At 67.8% G+C, this 17,054-nt stretch carries 18 protein-coding genes and 1 pseudogene; 6 read left to right on the forward strand and 13 right to left on the reverse strand.

The genetic code is table 11. From position 1 onward, the window contains the following. The first annotated feature begins 409 nt into the window (after positions 1–409). Positions 410–856, forward strand: a complete 447-nt coding sequence (locus tag DIR46_RS26390) for a hypothetical protein (protein WP_162819408.1) — start codon at positions 410–412, stop codon at positions 854–856. Here the strand turns inward: DIR46_RS26390 and DIR46_RS26395 are convergent. After that, entirely contained in the window at positions 853–1,008 is a 156-nt protein-coding gene (locus DIR46_RS26395) for a hypothetical protein (protein WP_162819409.1), read from the reverse strand. The two genes, DIR46_RS26390 and DIR46_RS26395, sit on opposite strands and share 4 nt — an antisense overlap. Before the next feature lie 33 nt (positions 1,009–1,041). Here DIR46_RS26395 and DIR46_RS03020 point away from each other — a divergent pair, with 33 nt between their 5' ends. Beyond that, the gene (locus tag DIR46_RS03020) at positions 1,042–1,272 is read left to right on the forward strand and encodes a hypothetical protein (protein ID WP_109343922.1); all 231 of its coding nucleotides are present in this window, start codon (positions 1,042–1,044) and stop codon (positions 1,270–1,272) included. A 308-nt stretch (positions 1,273–1,580) separates the two neighbouring features. Continuing rightward, positions 1,581–2,261: a winged helix-turn-helix domain-containing protein gene (locus tag DIR46_RS03025; protein ID WP_109343923.1), complete on the forward strand. Its 681-nt coding sequence runs from the start codon at positions 1,581–1,583 to the stop codon at positions 2,259–2,261. A gap of 78 nt (positions 2,262–2,339) precedes the next feature. Here the strand turns inward: DIR46_RS03025 and DIR46_RS03030 are convergent, their stop codons facing one another. Then, positions 2,340–7,247: a hypothetical protein gene (locus tag DIR46_RS03030; RefSeq protein WP_109343924.1), complete on the reverse strand. Its 4,908-nt coding sequence runs from the start codon at positions 7,245–7,247 to the stop codon at positions 2,340–2,342. Between the two features lie 169 nt (positions 7,248–7,416). On the opposite strand from DIR46_RS03030, the gene DIR46_RS03035 reads away from it, so the two are divergent. The 3 genes from DIR46_RS03035 to DIR46_RS03045 all read left to right on the forward strand — a co-directional run bounded on the left by DIR46_RS03035 (position 7,417) and on the right by DIR46_RS03045 (position 10,205). Then, positions 7,417–7,833 carry a CesT family type III secretion system chaperone gene (locus tag DIR46_RS03035; protein WP_109343925.1) on the forward strand — a complete coding sequence of 139 codons (417 nt, stop codon included), beginning with the start codon at positions 7,417–7,419 and terminating at the stop codon, positions 7,831–7,833. Positions 7,834–8,191: 358 nt separating this feature from the next. Next, the gene (locus DIR46_RS03040) at positions 8,192–8,932 is read left to right on the forward strand and encodes a response regulator transcription factor (protein ID WP_109343926.1); all 741 of its coding nucleotides are present in this window, start codon (positions 8,192–8,194) and stop codon (positions 8,930–8,932) included. A gap of 178 nt (positions 8,933–9,110) precedes the next feature. Further along, on the forward strand, positions 9,111–10,205 hold the full coding sequence (locus tag DIR46_RS03045) for a type IV pilus twitching motility protein PilT (protein ID WP_109343927.1): 1,095 nt from the start codon (positions 9,111–9,113) through the stop codon (positions 10,203–10,205). Between the two features lie 22 nt (positions 10,206–10,227). On the opposite strand, the gene DIR46_RS03050 is transcribed toward DIR46_RS03045, so the two are convergent. The 11 genes and pseudogenes from DIR46_RS03050 to DIR46_RS03095 all read right to left on the reverse strand — a co-directional run bounded on the left by DIR46_RS03050 (position 10,228) and on the right by DIR46_RS03095 (position 17,025). Further along, positions 10,228–10,470, reverse strand: a complete 243-nt coding sequence (locus DIR46_RS03050) for a hypothetical protein (protein ID WP_109343928.1) — start codon at positions 10,468–10,470, stop codon at positions 10,228–10,230. Then, complete coding sequence (locus DIR46_RS26400) at positions 10,467–10,637, reverse strand: hypothetical protein (protein WP_162819410.1); 171 nt, start codon at positions 10,635–10,637, stop codon at positions 10,467–10,469. The genes DIR46_RS03050 and DIR46_RS26400 overlap by 4 nt, the downstream gene beginning before the upstream one ends. Positions 10,638–10,652: 15 nt before the next feature. After that, positions 10,653–11,579 (reverse strand): EscU/YscU/HrcU family type III secretion system export apparatus switch protein, encoded by a 927-nt coding sequence (locus tag DIR46_RS03055; protein WP_109343929.1) that lies wholly within the window; start codon positions 11,577–11,579, stop codon positions 10,653–10,655. Then, on the reverse strand, positions 11,579–11,743 hold the full coding sequence (locus tag DIR46_RS27575; protein WP_109343930.1) for an EscU/YscU/HrcU family type III secretion system export apparatus switch protein: 165 nt from the start codon (positions 11,741–11,743) through the stop codon (positions 11,579–11,581). The genes DIR46_RS03055 and DIR46_RS27575 overlap by 1 nt, the downstream gene beginning before the upstream one ends. Continuing rightward, positions 11,740–12,525, reverse strand: coding sequence for a type III secretion system export apparatus subunit SctT (gene sctT / locus DIR46_RS03065; RefSeq protein ID WP_109343931.1), 786 nt, complete (start codon positions 12,523–12,525; stop codon positions 11,740–11,742). The genes DIR46_RS27575 and sctT overlap by 4 nt, the downstream gene beginning before the upstream one ends. Positions 12,526–12,538: 13 nt before the next feature. Next, complete coding sequence (gene sctS / locus DIR46_RS03070; protein ID WP_109347880.1) at positions 12,539–12,802, reverse strand: type III secretion system export apparatus subunit SctS; 264 nt, start codon at positions 12,800–12,802, stop codon at positions 12,539–12,541. A gap of 26 nt (positions 12,803–12,828) precedes the next feature. Beyond that, positions 12,829–13,437 (reverse strand): type III secretion system export apparatus subunit SctR, encoded by a 609-nt coding sequence (gene sctR, locus DIR46_RS03075; RefSeq protein WP_229446696.1) that lies wholly within the window; start codon positions 13,435–13,437, stop codon positions 12,829–12,831. Between the two features lie 79 nt (positions 13,438–13,516). After that, positions 13,517–14,569: pseudogene (locus tag DIR46_RS28090) on the reverse strand (FliM/FliN family flagellar motor switch protein); the annotation flags it as partial. Between the two features lie 42 nt (positions 14,570–14,611). Further along, positions 14,612–15,226 (reverse strand): hypothetical protein, encoded by a 615-nt coding sequence (locus DIR46_RS03085; RefSeq protein ID WP_109343933.1) that lies wholly within the window; start codon positions 15,224–15,226, stop codon positions 14,612–14,614. Next, positions 15,227–15,703 carry a hypothetical protein gene (locus tag DIR46_RS03090; protein WP_109343934.1) on the reverse strand — a complete coding sequence of 159 codons (477 nt, stop codon included), beginning with the start codon at positions 15,701–15,703 and terminating at the stop codon, positions 15,227–15,229. Then, positions 15,700–17,025: a FliI/YscN family ATPase gene (locus tag DIR46_RS03095; protein WP_205289133.1), complete on the reverse strand. Its 1,326-nt coding sequence runs from the start codon at positions 17,023–17,025 to the stop codon at positions 15,700–15,702. The genes DIR46_RS03090 and DIR46_RS03095 overlap by 4 nt, the downstream gene beginning before the upstream one ends. Positions 17,026–17,054: the final 29 nt, after the last annotated feature.

A 17,054-nucleotide genomic window follows, 5' to 3' on the forward strand; every position in this document is an offset into this window, starting at 1 on the left:
GGATAAGGGCGCTAGTCATGCAGGCACAATATCGCGCAGCCAGCATGCCGGAGCGTCTCTCCTGGCTTGCAACCGAAACTCGCGTTATCCGTCTGCCTTACGGCTGACGGATGTTTTGCCGTCGCCGCTGCAAACCAGCGTGCGTTGTTGGTCGACGCCCGATACGAACGACCCACGCTTCACAAACGCGCTGGGGAGGTGCATGGCATGCGGCGGCACGAAGCGTTCCCGGGCTCGCGCGACATTGTCATCAGACTGAAACAGGACACGGTCGGGTGAACCTTGAATGTCAGCCTTTCGGTAAACGCGAAGAGTTTGCGCGATGATCTTTCCCGGAGACTTGTCACGAGGTGCGCCCGCAACAACCGTGATTGACCATTCCAGCATTTACGCAACTAAAGGAAGTATCATGTCCATTCAGCATGTTGAACGCCGCGTCCATCAGGGACCTGTCGCCGCCGGTACGCAGCACCTGGCGCACGTGATCAAGCAAGGCCTGCTCATACGGCATTCAGCCGGGACGGTCGGTGCGAGCGGGTTCCTGAAATCGAATGCGGTCGGCAGTAGCATCATCCAGCGCGTCCTGTCGGGCAGCGCGCTTCGCGTCGACGATAATCAGGCCTTGGAGAGACAACCGGCTGCTTTCAACGCTCGAGAGCGCGAACACCTATTCGGACCGGGATGCGGCTTGGTGGATCTGCCGCTGCTGGCATCTACGACGACGACAGGAACACGGGCGTGGACCCTGCATCGGCGCATGGCAGACCGCCGATCCTCCTCCAGGCTGAGCGATTCCAAATTACATACCTGCCAACAAGGCATTGACTTGCCGAGAAGAAGTAGGCAACGCAACTAGACAGACCAGCGCAAGCGCTGGTAGCGGTTGTCCTGGCGCCCGGTCGTCAGGCCGCCGTCGACGGTGACACGCTCCCTGGCGCGCCAGGTCAGCGTGCCCATGACGCCGACCACATCGATGTTGTCGACCTCGAGCGATAAGATCGTGTCCACCAGGCGCTGGTTGCCGCTATTGACATCCTCGGGATGCCGTCGCTCAATACCTTGATGCCGTTGATGCCGACCTTTTTCTCCTCGATCTTGTCGGAGCCGGGCGTGTCGGCCGAGGTCACGACGGTGGACCAGCGCAGTGCGCCGTCGTTGCGCTGGGCGCTGACGCGGGCCTCGCCCGTGGCGATGACCCGCCCGGCGGCGTGGGCAGACAAGGGCATGGCGCAGGCCAGAGCCGCCGGCAGGGACTTCTTTTTCATGTTGTAAACCTCGTGGAGTCAGCAAGCACGGCACGGACGACCGGGTGCAAGGGTGAGCGGCGCCCTGTGGCGCCAGTGAGGATGACGCATTCTCGGAGACATTGCCACGGTTCATCTCCACCCTTGGACCCACGCGCGATGGCGGATTTCGGCGGCCCCTTCGTCTTTCCAGTGGCGGTCACCCACGACGCATGCTGGACCGCATCGCTTCAAAGCGACGTCGCCGCGCTGGATCATGGCGACATGCCACTCGTCCCTTGATGATAACGATTTGAACCGCATGACACATCAATATCGCGCGATGCAGGTGGCCCCATGAATGTCGCCTGCTGCATCCGCACGGATGCGATACGCCGCCAGTTTCAGGACGCACTGCGTCGCCACCATGTCGACGTCCTGAGCATCGCCGGAGAACCCGCGGCCCCGGTATGGCGTTACCCCGGACCCGAGCTTGTCATCGTCGAGCTGCAGCGGCACGCGGACGACGTTTCCCTGTTCACCTGGTGCAAACGCTACTTCGCCGCCGACACGCCGATGCTCGCGATCGGCAGCGCCATCGCGCCGGTGCGTGTGGCGCGGGCTTTCGACAGCGGCATCGACGACTTCTGGGATTGTCCGCTCGACCAGACCGAGCTCGACGCCAGGTTACGCGCCCTGCTGCGCAGGCACCGCCTGCCGGCGGTGCACCACCTCATCGAGCACGAAGGATTCGTGCTCGACCGCACGACCGGTGGCGTGCGCGACCGCGGCCGCGCGGTCGAGCTGACGACGCGCGAGTTCGCCATCGCCTGGCTGCTGTTTTCGGCGCCCGGCAGGTTCGTGGCGCGCGCCGAGATCTGTGCCGTCCTGCAGGATGCGGCCGGCGTGATTGCCGACCGCACCATCGAGCAGACCGTCCAGAAATTGCGCACCAAACTGGCGCTCGGTCCGCAGCGCGGGGCGATGCTGCGCGGCGCCGGAATCCGGGGCTACCGCTTGATGCCGACAGCCCCATGAGCGCGGCGGCTGGCGCCCCGGGCAGTCAGACCGAACGCACGGACGCCGCGTCGCCGCGATCGGCGGGGAAGGTCTCGTTCAGCGCCTCTTCCATCCGGTCCAGGAAGCCGGCCTGGGGCTTGCCGTCCTGCGCCTCTCCCGACGTCCCTCGGCGACCGAACGCAGGTAACCGGCAATGACCGGACGCAGGCGCTCGCTCAAGGCCGCCGACTCCTCGGCGCTGAGGTTGCAGTCCCTGGTCAGCACCGCCAGTACCGAGCCGCTCTGGTTGGCATCATAACCGTCGACCGCCTCGCCCAGCACCTTGCCTGCGATCTGCGCGATCTGCCGGTCGCCCGACTCCAGCAGATCCCTGAAGCCGGTGCGATCCTTGTATTCGAGCGTGACCCGGCCGTCGCTGATGCCCTGGCTGGCGGCCATCACCTCGTCGTAGCTGTGGTGACGCTTCTGGCCCACCAGTGCGGCCAGCATCACGACACGCATGAATTCCAGTGACGGCAGCTCCCCGGGGTCGGCTTTCAACTTGTCCATGGCATGGATCAGCGCATCCTTGTACAGGTTCAGATAGCCCAGCGTATGGCCGCTCATCCCGCCGACGATCGGCCGGTGGTTCGCATGCGCGCTGCGATACCAGCTCTCGTGACTGCGCAGGAAGTCCTCGCGCAGCTCGACATAGTTCTTGCTGACCATCGAACCGTCCGGGCGCGGCACCTGCACGACGTCCGTGTCGTGCTCGTGGCGCATCTGCTTTTTCATGTGACGAATGTAGCGGTCTGCCGCCTCCTGGGGCGTCTGCAGCACATTGCCGTGCACGCCGGCGACATTCATCATGCCCTCCTTGCCGTGCAGGTGCGCGTCCTCCCACGGAATCGCCGCGATGTCGCCATAGACCTCTTTCCTGTCGTCCTCCGAAAGACGGTTCCACAGCTTGTCGATATCCGAGCCGTCCTTGCTGACATCGCTGTAATCCTTGCTGGAGTCGCCGTAGTCCTTGCGAATCCTGTCCCACAAGGCAAAACTCGTCGTGTACAGCTTGAGCTTGCTGGCGTCCGTGGCCTGCGACTTGTCCAGATGCTTCTGCAACTGGCGCTTGATCGCCACATGCATCGTCGGCGACAACTCCTCCCAGTCCGCCTCGGCCACGCCGACACCGAGGTTGCTCTGGTTGTTCAGCGCAACCAGGCTGCCATCTGGCGTCAGGTAGTCGCGCATGGGCTTGAGCATCTGATGGCCGAGCTCGCCTGGCCCGGCCTTCAGGGCACGGCGCGGGTCGCGCGTGATGGTGCTCAGGTGATAGATCCAGTACTCGAAGGAATTCACGTCCTTGTCATGGTACTCGGACGAGCCGCCGAAATACGGCTTCTGGCCGAACAGCATCTTGACCAGCTTGATCTGCAGTTGCTGCTCGGGGCTGAGCGGCTTCGACGCCGCATTGCGCAAGGCGTTGATGGCCTTGTCGCTGCCCTCGGCGTTATTGAAGAAGGTCTCGAGCACGTCCTTGTCGTAGTTGGGGCGCAACTGCTCTTTCAGGTACAGCAGGCGGGCCTTGCGCAGGTCGCCCTTGACCGGATCGGCCAGCGTCTCGTCATCGAGCGTCAACGGCAATCCGGACGCGGCGCCGGCACCGTCCAGCATCTGGTGCACGAGCTCCACGATCTTCTTCATGCGGGGAAGCTCGATCATGTGCTCCAGCGCGAGCTGCAGCTTTTCTTCCAGATACATATTCATGTCCAGCATCAGGTTGGAGGCCAGCCGGCGCATCGCGGACGTTCCCGCTTGATGGCTGTACGACGTCGCCAGCACCGTCGAATCGACCCCATCCGGCCGCAGCCCCCAGGCCAGGCGCTGGCTGTCCTTGGACAGCGAGGTACGGTTGGCCGTGACGGGTCGCTTGCGCTGGAAGGCCACCTGATGGCGTGCCTGGCGCGCAATACCGCGCGACGCGCCGCCGTCGGGCGTGCGCGTCCGGTACGACTGCTCGGTCAGCGTGCGGGTGGGATGCAGCCGGACCGGCGACCTGCCGGCGCGCGACGCCGGTCGGGTATCGGGGGACGACTCCCGGTCCGGTCCGTCGGCGACATCGAGCAGCATCTTCAGGCGCGCGTCAACCTGCCCCATCAGTCTGGTATTGCGGGCCTTGGCCTTCGGCCCACTGAACCAGCGCTGGCCGGCGTAATCTGTAACCGCCTTGCGCGCGGAATACAGGTAGTTGGCCTTCATCATCTCGGTGAAATTCGGACGGCCTTCGCGCCGGGTGAAGAACTCGCGCCGTACGCGCGATGCATTCACCGTTTGCGGGCCGGCCCAGGCGCCGAGCAGCGCAGCGGCCAGGAAGGGTACACCGACGCCCATCATCACGTGCGAGAACGTCCTGGAGGCATCGTTCGGCCCCTCGCCTGGCTTGCACGCGAACTGGTCCTCGTTGAGCCTGCGCGCCAGCCCAACCGCCGCCTGCAACAGGAAAAAGAAGCCGCTGCCGCCGACCGCCATGAACGTAGCGCGGGCGTACTGCACGACCAGCGCGGGCACCACATGCCCCGGCATATTCCAGCGCATTCCCGCCAGGTCCTTGATGTTGCCCAGTACCCCGCGCTTACCCTGCAGAAGCCTCTCGACCGACAACTTGGCCGGCTCGGACAGATTGCTGAAATCCCAGGTGCTCAAGGCCTTGTCGAGCCGGTGTCCGCGCAATTCGGACAGCAGCGTGTGGATCCGCGCAGCCGCCGTCTCATTCGCCATGACGGGCGTCAGTCTGGCGGCGGCGAGGATGGCGTCGCCCGGCACCGCCCCAGGGGCGCCCGGGCGCACCCGCAGCGTCTGCAGCAGGCAATGCTCGAACGGCGTCAGCGAGGCGGCGCGGCGTTCGTCCAGTTCGGCCACGTCCTCCATGCCGGCGTTGCCGCGCCAGCCGTCCAGATTGAGCGTGCTGGTACGGGACTTCGCCTCGAGCCGGCTGCGCACCGCGCTCTCCGACGCCGACAGTGGCTTTGCATCGGCGCGGGCCAGGTCCGCCCACTCGAGCATGCCGGTGCGATCGACCTCGACCAGGTCTTCGCCCCTGAGACCGGCGCGCGTTTCGTATTTGTCCTGCAGATCGTGCAACTGCTGCCGAAGAGCGTTGGACATTGGGCCCGCGCAGAGCTTCGTGGCCTGCGCCAGATCGATGTCGAGCGCGTCCGCCAGTGCCTGGGGCGCTGCCTGGTCGGCGTATTTTCCGCGCAGCGCGAGCAGCGCACCGGCCTGGGGCGCCGGCAGCGCCCCGGCCGGATCCCTGCGCTGCTGGTCCAGCAGGTCCGACAGCGCGTATTCGGAATCGAGTCCCAGCATCATCCTCGGATGGCCTGCGGTCAGCGTCCTGCGGTTGTCCAGGGCATCGAAACGGGCGCGCAGCTCGCCCATCCTGTCTTTCAGCGCGGCCGGCAGCGGACCGTCCAGCAGACGCCGCACCTGATCGTCGCTCACGATGCCCGGCAATCTCTTGATTTCGTCCGCCGATGGCGCCGCATACGGCGCCGCGCCCCCGCCTGCGACCTCGGCATGGCGCCGGTCCAGCGCCTCCAGCACGCCCAGCGCGGACAAGTCCTCCAGCATGTGGAGCTTGCCCACTTCCTCGAGGTGCACGAGCTTCGTGAGCTCTTCCATATTGCTGCGCGCGCCCGCCAGCAGCGGCCCCTCAGTCATCGCCTCGAACCGCGCCAGTTTTTCCCGCCGCGGCGCGTCGAGCGCCAGGCTGAAGCGCTGGTGGTTGAAGCCGCCGGCCTCGTCGAAGCGCTTGAGTGCGCGCTTCGGCACGCCGAACAGCCTGGCCAGTTCGCCGAGAGTGGCGTCGGTCCGCTTCTCGATGCCGTCGTTCACCCCCCACATCTTCTGGGTGTAGGGCGAGCGGAACATATCGCGCACATGGTTCTTGTTGTCGACGTCGCCATACGCCAGGTTGGTGGCCATGATGCGCTGCGCCTCGCGCCGGCGGTCCGCGACGGCCGCGAGTACATTCAGCCCGAGCACGATGCCGGTCACCGCCATCTGCATCTTGAACGCGCGTTCCGTGCCCTTGCAGTCCTGGTTGTCGGCATACGCCACGTATTGGCTCAGGTAGAAGGCGACCTGCTTGGTGCCCGACAGCAGCGACTTGATGTACTGGCCGGCATCGAAGCTCTGGTCGAACTGCTCGCGTTTCATCCGCTCTTCCATGGCCTGGGCGCCGGCGACGCGTGCCGTGGTGAGCGCGTGACGCGCTGCGATCGCCTCTGCCGAACCAGGCGCGACATCGTGCGCCGCGGTCAGCGCCTCGGCCATCCGGTCGCTCGCGTCGTTCAGTGCCGTGAGCGTTTGCTGCAAGGTCTTCGCGCTCTCGATCGGGCGACTACGGCCGGGCATCCCGGTCTTGCGCATGAAGTCGGCTCCGGCATACAGTGTGTTGAACATCAGCACACCAAGATAGGGCTGGTAGAGCTGGGCCAGACCGGACCATGCGAGGACGGCGCCGGCGCCCGCCTTGCTCTTGAGCGCCGATCCGACCGCCGTCGGCAGGATGCCCAGGCCGGTGTTGAGGGCGCCGGCAAGCTGGGTCATCCCGAGTTCCCGGTACAGGTCGTGGAATACCTTGCGCTGGTCCTTGCCGAGCGCCTTGTAGACGTCCCCGACGAGCTGGCCCGCCGCCTCCATGCGCATGGCGTGGTCGATCTTCATCAGCTCGCGCTTGGCCTTGCGCAGGTTATCCATGTCCGTCCTCGTGATCGTCATGTGGCTGCTGCAGCGCACGATGTCGTTCATCGCCGCGTTCAGCGCTCGGTTGCGATTGATCTGAAAGTCGGTCTGCATGCTGCTCACGCGCGCCGGATGCGCCGACGCGGACACCAGTTCGCCGCCCTGCGGCGAAGTCGCGACGACGCCCTGAAGCGGCGCGCCCGGCGACCCGGCGGTGGTCGGCGACACGTGGGTCGGCAACGGCGGCGGCGTGTTACGGGTGGTGCGGAAACTGAACATGCGCTTTCTCCTTTGAGGTGTGGTCACCTTGAGTGTCGTGATGGCGCGCCGAGTTCGCCGCATCGCAGCGCGGAACCGGCGCCGCCCCCAGCGCCACCCAAGCCGGTCGGACCGGCACCCTCCACAGACTGGCGGCGCCATCCCCCCATTACCCCACAGAGGAGAATGCATGAACCAGCAAGCCACTTTCGAAGGTTTTGTCCAGGCCCTGTCCACCCAGCTGGGAACGTCGCTCGACCCAGCGCCGGGCGCGCTCCAGGTCGACCTGAACGGCACGCCCTTCCTGATTGCCCACGATCCTGAACAGTGGGGCGACGAAAACGTGATGTTCGCCTGCGACTTCGGCCCCGCGCCCGAGCGCGACCGCGCCGAGATCTACGCGGCGCTGCTGGCCGCCAACCGCGACCTGCACGGGCTGTGGAGCCCGGTGTTCACGATGAATCCGGACACCGGTCACGTGGTATCGATGCTCGCCTTGCCGCTGGACGGGCTGGACCCGGGCAACGCGATGGAAATGATGATCAAGCACGTGGCCGTCGCCCAGCGCTGGCAGCAGGACCATTTCCTGGTGCCTGAAGAAGCCTGACATCCGGTTGCCATCACCCTGACACATCGGTCTCGCAAAATGTGGCACGCCGCAACGAGAAATTTTGAGAAATTTCTTGTCGATAATCTTTCATAATAGAACGTCATGACCATTGCACGGTCGTGCCAGGCCGGCGGCATCCATGCGCGCCTGTGCAACACCCGTGCCATCGTGCGAGCCGGGTAGCACCGATCGAATCGGCTGCTGCCCGGTACCGCAGCCGAACCACGAATCGGAGTGACATGATGTGCCATTTGCGACGTGAAACGCGCGAGAGCGTTTCTGTTGTCCGGGATCACCCCGGAGACCCTGCCCGGCCGGAAACGGCGTCGGCGCCCGGCACCCAGGGAGGGCGCTGATGAATGTCGCCTGCTGTATCGGCAACGACGGCGCTTTCGAGGCGCTCGAAACCATCCTGATCCGCCACCGGCTGGCATGCGAGCGGTTGGGAGGCGAGCTGGCACTGATGCGCGCGATCCGGCGCCGCAGCTACGATCTGATCGTCTTCGAGATGACCGGGAGCGCGCTGCAGGACGATGGCTTCTTCAGCTGGCTCGGTTGCCGCTCGGGCGAGACCACGCCGGTGCTGCTGCTCGGCGCCGGCACCGCACCGGAGCGCATCGCCGAGGCCTTCGACAGCGGCGCGGACGAATACTGTGCCCTGCCACTCGAGCCGGTCGAGGTCGGTGCGCGCATGCGCGCGCTGCTGCGCCGGCGCGACCGCCTGCCCGTCCAGCGCACCATCGAGCACCATGGTTTCGTGCTCGACCGTGAAGCCAGCGTGCTGCGCGACCACGGGCGCCAGGTCGAACTGACGCCGCGCGAATTCACCATGGCCTGGCTGTTCTTCTCGACACCGGGCGTGTATATCTCGCGCGACACCATCAGCGTCGCCATCTGGGGCGTCGGCAGCGAGATCGCCAGCCGCACCATCGAGCAGCACGTCTACAAGCTGCGCAAGAAGCTGGCGCTGGGACCGGAACGGGGCGTGCTGCTGCGCACCGCATATACGCAGGGCTACCGGCTCGAGCTGGTCGGATCGGGCGCGGCAGCGATCGACATCGAGCACACCGGGGTGGTGCAAAATGTTGTATGTTAGAAACTCATTTCAGACATGCTGAGACATGTTGAGGGACAGGCAGGCCATGGCTTTCTATAATTTATCAAGGTCGACCGGATGGATCGCCTTGGCGCATGGCGTGCAGCGAGGGGCGGCCCGGGCGCACCGAACCGGTTAACCGATACTGTCCCTGCTTTCCATTCTTAAAAGGGAGAACATGATCAATCCACTTTCCGAGGCGCGTGATCTCATGCTCGAGATCCATGCGCTGGCGAATCTCGGTCAGCAATGCAGCGATATCCATATCGAGCAGGACGAACCAATGATGCTCAAGCTGCCGCGCGGCTGGCAGGCTGCCACCTCGGTCCCGGTACGCCTGGGCGAGATGCGCGCCCTGCTCGACACGATCGACGAGGACTGGGAAGACAAGATCGTCGAGCGCGCCATCGACCGCCTGATCACGCTGGGCGACTGCCGCCTGCGCTGCAATGTGTTCCGCGCCGGGCGCGGGCGCAAGGTCTGCATCTCGATGCGCTGCCTGCCGGTCAATCCGCTGCCGCTCGACCAGACCGGCCTGCCCTCCTACGTGCGCACGATGCTCGAGGCGACGCGCGGCATCATCCTGGTGACCGGGCCAACCGGCTCGGGCAAGACCACGACCATCGCGGCCATGCTCGACTACCTGAACTCGACCCGCAAGTCGCACATCGTCACCATCGAGCAGCCGGTCGAATACGAGTTCGGGCGCAAGCAGGGCATCATCTCGCAGAAGGAAGTGCCGGTCGATACCGAAACCTTCGCCTCGGGCCTGCTCGAAGGCCTGCGCCAGAAGCCCGACGTGCTGATGGTCGGCGAGATCCGCGACCAGGACACGGCCGAGACGCTGCTGCACGCGGGCGAGTCGGGCCACCTGGTACTGGCCTCGATGCACACCAACAGCGCGGTCTCGGCGCTGACCCGCCTGCTGGCTTTCTTCCCGGCCGAGCAGCGCGAGCGCCATGCCGGCGCGCTGGCCGGCGCCCTGGTCGGGGTGGTCTGCCAGGGCCTGGTGCCTAGCGAGGACGGGCGCGCCTTCATGCTGGCCAGCGAAATGCTGTTCAATCACAATGGCCAGCTGGCCCAGTTCATCGGCGATCCGTCCAAGCACCACATGATCGCCGAATTCATGCGCCGCCAGGACGACAACATGTCGCGCAGCCTGAACGACGTGCTGGCGACGATGGTCGGCAAACGCCAGATCAGCGCGCGCGACGCGATGCGCGCGGCCTATAACCGCATGGAGCTGCACGACCTGCTCAACAGCCAGCGCTGAGCTCCCCGCCCCGCCGCAGCGCTCATTCGATGCGGTGCGGCGGACAGCGGCCGCAGATGCACACGCCGGCGCTGCACTCGGCGCCGGCATGCGGTGCGGGCCGCCCCGAACGGGCGCGCCGCAGCACCGCATCTCTTTTCCCCACGCCAGGTTTGACTTCCCCCACGCGCAGCACCGGCTGCGGCAATCCAGGCGCCATTCCCAGCCAGGGCGTGCGATCCGCCAGGCCGATCGGCCCTTCCACCTCCCCTTCGCCGCCGATCATCGACGCCCCGGCCAGGCCGCCCCTCCCAGGCCGAGCGGCATCGCCGACGGCAAGGCCAGCGGCACGGCCAGCAGCAACGGCGGCAAGGCTGCCGCCGGCAGTACCTCGTGAACGGTATCGGCGTGCGTGAAAAGCGGCGCCGCAGGCGCCAACGGGGTCTTGTCCATCTTCCGAAGTCCTTGTCAGTCCGGCGCCAGTCCGGTGGTTTCCAGGTCGACCGGGCCGGAATGCGCGCCGTCCTGCCCGAGTTCCGCGATCACCGCATACACGTGCGCCACCGCGGCATAGGTGGCGCGCGGGACCGGACGGGCCGCGCGGCCGGTGGCATACAGCGTGCGCGCCAGCCACACATGGCGGATCACGGGAATGCCCAGCGCATGGGCGCGCCGGATCATGGCCTGGGCGACTTCGTCGCGGCCCTTGGCCAGCACCAGCGGCACCGGCGTGGCCGCCGCGTCGTAGCGCATGGCGACCGCGAAGTGAGTCGGATTGACGACCACGGCATCGGCCTGCGCGGTGCTGTCCTCGGCCGGGGTGCCGGCCAGCTCGTGGGCCAACTGGCGGCGCTGGCCCTTGACCTGCGGGTCGCCTTCGGAGTTCTTGTATTCGCGCTTGATGTCTTCCATGCTCATCATGAGCGACTTGATCGTGAAATGACGCTGCACGGCGTAGTCGATCAGCGCCAGCACCAGGCAGATGCCCACCAGGGTGCGGAACTGGGCCCGCATCAGGGTCACCAGCCCCTCATGGATGCTGGCCGGCGTGCCGCCGGCAAAGCTCACCAGCGTCGGCAGCGCGTCGCGGATCAGCACCCAGGTGACCAGTCCCACCAGGGAGACCTTGATCAGCGAAATGCAGGCCTCAGCCACCTTGCGCATCGAAAACAGCTGCTTGATGCCGTTGGCGGGGTTGAGCTTGTCGATGCTGGGCGTGAGCACGCCGGGCGCGATCAGGATGCCGAACTGGCCCCAGTAGCCGGCCACCGCCGCCACCGCGATCGCCACCAGGCAGACCGCGAACACCGGCAGCAGCAGGCTGAAAGCCTCGGTCGCCAGCTCGCCCTGGGCATGCGCGAACGGTGTGCCGATGCGCGACAGCGCCAGTTCCATCAGTCCCTGGACGGCCGCCCGGCCCTGCCCTCGAAAGCGAAGGCCAGCTCGCCCAGCAGGGCCAGCGGCATCACGCGCGCCAGGTCGCGGCTGACCGCGACGGTGCCTTTCTCGCGCGCATCCTGGAGCGACTTTTCTGTGGGCTTTTCGGTCTTTTCGCTCATCGCCCGGTGCTTCCGGCCAGCAGCGACGGAATCAGGTCGAGCGCGCGCGCGAAGTCGCCGCTCGCATAGTGGGACAGCGTCGACCAGTACACCAGCAGCACGAACATGCCGGCCAGGCTCTTGATCGGCGAGGCCGCGAACGAGACCTGCAGGTTCGGCGCGAAGGCGCCGATAACGGCCATGCCGAGGTCGATCAGCACCAGCACCAGGATGATCGGTGCACCATACACGACGATATGCCACATCAGTTCCGCGAAGCGGTTGACCAGCACCGCCTGCGGCACATCGCCGAACGGCGGCCCGAGGCTGCCGACCGGCCAGGCCGCGTAGCTGTCGAGCACCACGCGCGCCAGTGCCGCCAGCAGGCCAGCGTGAATCATCATGACCACCATCGCCTGCAGGATCAGGCCGCCCAGGGCGCTGGCGTCGCGGTCGATCGAGGCATTGCCGTTCTGGATCTGGATCGGCGAGCGCTGCATGTCGACGATCGAGCCGACCGATTGCAGGGCCCACATCGGCGCCGCCAGCAGGATGCCCAGCACCAGTCCGATCAGGGCTTCCTTGATCCCTAGCGCGGTCAGCAGCATGACGCCGGCGTGGTGGTCGCGCACGAAGTGGTAGGCCGGCAGCATGGCGGGCAGCGACATCCCGAAAGCTACCGCCGCGCGCAGCATGACGCCGAGCGTGCCGGCGCCGAAGCCCGGCAGGATGGCCAGCACCACGGCGGTGCGCGGAAGCGTCAGCGCCACGGCCAGCAGCAGGTGGTGCAGGTCGATCAGCATGGGACCTGCGCCTTCAGCGGCCGGTGCGTGCGACCAGGTCGAACGCCAGCATGGTCAGGGTCATCAGCTCGCTGCCGAACCAGCGCCCCAGCAGCGCCAGCGTGACCGCCACCGCGACCAGCTTGACGATATAGGGCAGCGTCTGGTCCTGGATCTGGGTCACCGCCTGCAACAGCGAGACGGCGACGCCGAGCACGGTCGCGACCAGCAGCGGCGGCGCCGACATGACGATGGCCAGCCACAGGCCCTGCTGGAAGAAATGGATGGTGTCGGCCACGTCAGGCTCCGGTGAAGGCGTGGCGCTCACACATAGGACAGCGCCAGCGCATTGAGCAGCTTGCCCCAGCCGTCCACCATCACGAACAACAGCAGCTTGAGCGGGATCGAGATGGTCTGCGGGCTGACCTGCTGCATGCCGAGCGCCATCAGGAGGTTCGAGATCAAGAGGTCGATGACGACGAAGGGGATATAGATCAGGAAGCCGACCTCGTAGCCGGTCTGCAGCTCGGACACGACGAAGGCCGGAATCACGATCATGGCATCGGTGGCGCGCGCTTCGCGCGCCGCGTCGGCCGGCCACAGTTTTTTGGCCGACGCCAGGAACAGCTCGCGCTGCTCGGGGCGGCTGTACTTGAGCATGAACTGATGCAGAGGCTCGAAGGCCTCCGCCGCCTGCGGCAGCAGCGGCCGCGCCGCCGTGCGCGCGCCGGGTCCGTTGCTGGACTCCATCGCCATGACGCGCTGGCCGATTTCCTGCACCGTCGGCGCCATCACGAAGGCGCTCAGCGCCAGCGCGATGCCGTAGATGGCCAGCGTCGGTGGCACCTGCTGCACGCCGACGGCATTGCGCAGCACCAGCAGCACCAGCGAGATCTTCAGGAACGAGGTGGTGCACACGACCATCAGCGGCATCAGCGACAGCGCGCCGACCAGGACCGCAAATGACACCACATCGAACTGACCGCTCACGAAGCGCCTCCCAGCGCGTCACGCGCAAGGCCAGGCGGCCCTCGACATCGAGCACCTCGGCGCGCCCGATGACCCGGCCGCCGCAGTCGATGGCGACGTCGAGCGGTGAACCGTGGCTCAGTTCCAGCACGCTGCCCGCTGCCAGCTGCTGCAGGCGGCCCAGCGGCAGCTGCACCCGGCCCAGCACGAAGTCGAGGGTGACCGGCAGCGCCGCCAGCGCCGCCGGGTCCATGCCTGCGCCGGGCGCGCGCTCGTCGCCGCCGATGCCGAAGTCGGACAGCGGCAATGCGGCGCCGCCGTCATCCATGTCCTGCTGTTCCATGCAAGGCTCCAGGTGAAGAATGTCGAGGTAATTCGGCGAGCGCCAGGCGACGTCCAGCGCGTGGCCGGCCAGCGTCAGGCGGCCCCTTCCCGCGCAGTCGAAGGCCGGCCTGTCGGCCAGCACGATGTCGCCCGGGTACAGGGCGTCGAACGCGGCGCGCGGCAGCGTGTGGCGGGCCAGCACCACCGAGGTCGTGATCGGCAATGCCGCAAAATGCGCCAGCGGCGCGGACCTGGTGCGCCAGTCGGCCTGCGCCAGCAGCGCGCACCAGGTGGCGGCGCCGGCGCGCGCGTGGCAGGCCACGCTGTGATGGCCGCTGTGCAGCACCCAGCGCAGCACCACTTCGTCGTCGACCTGTCCGAGGGCGCCGGCCTGGAGCCGGGCGCAGGCTTCCAGCGGGGTGCCGTCCAGCGCGCCCAGCACGGCGCCGCACAGCCATGCGTCGGCGCCATCGCCAGGATCGACGCCGCCGAGCGCGCGCAGCCAGCGCGCGCCGTCGGACAGTTGCAGGGCGCCACAGGGCCCGTGCAACTGCATCGATCCGGTCCAGTCGAGCGTCGCCCGACCGTCATCGGCGTACAGGGTCATCCTGATGCGTTCGTCCGCCGGGCGCTGGGGCCACAGATCGAGGCTGCAGCCGGCGCCCAGGCGCGCAAACAGGGCCGCGCGTGCGCCCGACAGCGCACGCACGCCCGGCAACGGCGGGCGGACGGCGAGCGGACTGGGGGCTAATTCTGTGTCGAACATCGGCATCCTTCGGCGTCGGTGGATGGAAAGACGCGCACTGGCCGGATGTCAGAGCACGGTCAGGCGCGTCGCTTGCTGCATACGTCGCGCCAGGCCCTGTTCCAGTTCCATCGATTTTTCGTCCAGGCGGCGCCGCAGGCCGGCGTTGCTGCAACTGAGCAGGATGCGCAGCACCTGGTCGGCCCCCGGCGCCAGCAGCACGCCCAGCCGCTCGCCGCCCGGCAGCAGCAGCTCGAACAGGTCCTGACCAGGGGCCTGGGCGGCGATGGCGTCGATCAGTCCGGCCTCCAGCGCGTCCGGTGGCGCGGCCGCCAGGGCCTGGGTGGCGACCGCGCCGGCCGGCTCGCGCCCGCCACCGCCGCCTTCCCGTCCGGCGCCGCCCTCATGGCCGCGGCGCGCCTCCACCCACGCATGCGGCGCCGCCTCGGGATCGAGCCGCGCCGCCGCGCTCGCGCCGGCTGGCGCCGACGGCGCACGGCGCTGTTCGTGCGCTGCTTCCTGGCGCTTCGGCGCCGGCAGATGCGACGCCGCCTGGCGCTGGCGCTCCGCCTGGGCCGCCTGCCAGGTGCCGGCCGGCGCATCGCGCCGGTCGCGCTCGCGCGGCGGATCGGGCTCGCCCCGTTCGGTTCTCGTCCCGTGAGTCGGTGTCGCCAGGATGCGCATTCAGTCCTCCACCTGCGCCAGCAGGCGCCGTAATTCCCCGTCCAGGATGCGCAGCTTCTCCTGGCGTTTGCGGGCGCGCCGGACTTCCTCGCCGGCGGCGAAATAGCGGCGGCCGTCGGCGCGGCAGGCGCCGACCTGTTCCTGGGCGGCGGCGCGCGCCACGGCGCCTTCGCGCCGGCCGCGCTCATAGGCGGCTTTGGCGGCGCGGAACTGGCCGCCGCTGCAGCGCATGGCGAAGAAGGCTGCGCGCGCGTCCTGCCAGTCCCGCATCGTCCGCGCTTCTCCCGCGCGCCAGGCCGCGACCGCCGCATGCAGCGCCGCGCGCGCCGTGCGCCAGGCCGCACGCCGCGCCAGTTGCTCGCGCTCGGCGCTGGCGGTGCGCAGCTGGCGCAGCCGGCCCAGTTCGGCCATGCGCGGATCGGGCCGGGCCGGATCCTTCACGTCGACCGGTTCGCGCCGGTGCTGGCGCCCCCTCATGCCGCCAGATCCTGCAGGCGCTCCACGGTGTCGTCGAAGCCCGCGCTGGCGCGCGTGTCCTGGCGCAGGAAGTCGAGCTGGGCCGGGCGCCGGTCGACCGCCGCATCGGCCTCGGCATCGTTGCCGGCCTGGTATTCGCCGAGGCGGATCAGGAGCTCCATGTCGGCATAGCGCGACTGCAGCTGGCGAAAGCGCGAGGCCGCCTTCAACTGCTCGCGCGCGGCCACATTGCTCATCACCCGGCTGATGCTGGCCAGGATGTCGATCGCCGGATAATGCCCCTGCTCGGCCAGCTTGCGGGTCAGGACGATGTGGCCGTCCAGCAGCGAGCGGGCTTCCTCGCTGATCGGGTCGCTCGCATTGTCGCCGTCGGCCAGCACCGTGTACATGGCCGTGATCGATCCGCCGCGGGTGCCGCCGGCGCGCTCGATCAGGCGCGGCAGCATCGTGAACACCGAGGGCGTGAAGCCGCCGCGCGCTGGCGGCTCGCCCGCCGCAAGGCCGATCTCGCGCTGGGCGCGGGCGAAACGGGTCAGCGAATCGACCAGCAGCAGCACCTGCTTGCCGCGCGCGCAGAAGGCTTCGGCGATCGCGGTGGCGGTAAACGCCGCGCGCGAGCGCTCCATCGAGGTGCGGTCCGAGGTGGCGCACACGATCACGGTCTTGGCCACCAGCGTGGCGTCGAGTTCGTGCTCGAGGAACTCGTTCAGCTCGCGCCCCCGTTCGCCGATCAGGCCGAACACGATCACGTCGGCCGCGCAGTTGCGCGCGATCGAGGCCAGCAGGGTGGTCTTGCCGCAGCCGGGACCGGCGAACACGCCGACCCGCTGGCCGCGGCCCAGGGTCAGGAGGCCGTCGATCGCGCGCACACCGGTCGGCAGCGGGGTGGCGATGCGCGGACGTTCGCTGGCCGGCGGCGCGTCGCGGATCACCGGCACCAGGTCGCGCCAGCCGCCGTCGTCGTCGCCAGGTGGCGGCGCGGCCGGGGCCCGGTACTGCAGGCGGCCGAAGCCGTCCAGCACGCAGCCGAACAGGTGTTCGCCCGCCTCGACCACGTGGCTGCGCCGCAGCGGCGTGATCATCGTGCGCGGCGACACGCCCTCCAGCGGACTCAGGGCCGACAACAGGGTCGCGCTGCCGGTGAAACCGCACACCTCGGCCAGCATCGGCGGGCGATCGTCGTCGGGGTCGTGGAGATGGCATAGTTCGCCGATCCGCACCGGCGGCATCGCCGCCTCGACCAGCGTGCCCAGCACCTGGGTCACGCGGCCGCGCACCCGCATCCCCGGCTGGGCCGGCAAGGCGGCCAGCCAGCCGGGCATGCGTTCGCGCAAGACGGCCAGGGCCTCGC

Origin of the sequence: Massilia oculi, from assembly GCF_003143515.1 — a bacterium.
Taxonomy (GTDB): Bacteria; Pseudomonadota; Gammaproteobacteria; order Burkholderiales; family Burkholderiaceae_D; genus Telluria; species Telluria oculi.

What these genes read in the sequence shown, in the direction of transcription:
- DIR46_RS26390 (WP_162819408.1), top strand. Translation starts at nt 410, where the DNA reads ATGTCCATTCAGCATGTTGAACGCCGCGTCCATCAGGGACCTGTCGCC.
- DIR46_RS03020 (WP_109343922.1), top strand. Translation starts at nt 1,042, where the DNA reads ATGCCGTCGCTCAATACCTTGATGCCGTTGATGCCGACCTTTTTCTCC.
- DIR46_RS03025 (WP_109343923.1), top strand. Translation starts at nt 1,581, where the DNA reads ATGAATGTCGCCTGCTGCATCCGCACGGATGCGATACGCCGCCAGTTT.
- DIR46_RS03030 (WP_109343924.1), bottom strand. Translation starts at nt 7,247, where the DNA reads ATGTTCAGTTTCCGCACCACCCGTAACACGCCGCCGCCGTTGCCGACC.
- DIR46_RS03035 (WP_109343925.1), top strand. Translation starts at nt 7,417, where the DNA reads ATGAACCAGCAAGCCACTTTCGAAGGTTTTGTCCAGGCCCTGTCCACC.
- DIR46_RS03040 (WP_109343926.1), top strand. Translation starts at nt 8,192, where the DNA reads ATGAATGTCGCCTGCTGTATCGGCAACGACGGCGCTTTCGAGGCGCTC.
- DIR46_RS03045 (WP_109343927.1), top strand. Translation starts at nt 9,111, where the DNA reads ATGATCAATCCACTTTCCGAGGCGCGTGATCTCATGCTCGAGATCCAT.
- DIR46_RS03050 (WP_109343928.1), bottom strand. Translation starts at nt 10,470, where the DNA reads ATGATCGGCGGCGAAGGGGAGGTGGAAGGGCCGATCGGCCTGGCGGAT.
- DIR46_RS26400 (WP_162819410.1), bottom strand. Translation starts at nt 10,637, where the DNA reads ATGGACAAGACCCCGTTGGCGCCTGCGGCGCCGCTTTTCACGCACGCC.
- DIR46_RS03055 (WP_109343929.1), bottom strand. Translation starts at nt 11,579, where the DNA reads ATGGAACTGGCGCTGTCGCGCATCGGCACACCGTTCGCGCATGCCCAG.
- DIR46_RS27575 (WP_109343930.1), bottom strand. Translation starts at nt 11,743, where the DNA reads ATGAGCGAAAAGACCGAAAAGCCCACAGAAAAGTCGCTCCAGGATGCG.
- sctT (WP_109343931.1), bottom strand. Translation starts at nt 12,525, where the DNA reads ATGCTGATCGACCTGCACCACCTGCTGCTGGCCGTGGCGCTGACGCTT.
- sctR (WP_229446696.1), bottom strand. Translation starts at nt 13,437, where the DNA reads ATGCCGCTGATGGTCGTGTGCACCACCTCGTTCCTGAAGATCTCGCTG.
- DIR46_RS03085 (WP_109343933.1), bottom strand. Translation starts at nt 15,226, where the DNA reads ATGCGCATCCTGGCGACACCGACTCACGGGACGAGAACCGAACGGGGC.
- DIR46_RS03090 (WP_109343934.1), bottom strand. Translation starts at nt 15,703, where the DNA reads ATGAGGGGGCGCCAGCACCGGCGCGAACCGGTCGACGTGAAGGATCCG.
- DIR46_RS03095 (WP_205289133.1), bottom strand. Translation starts at nt 17,025, where the DNA reads ATGCCCGGCTGGCTGGCCGCCTTGCCGGCCCAGCCGGGGATGCGGGTG.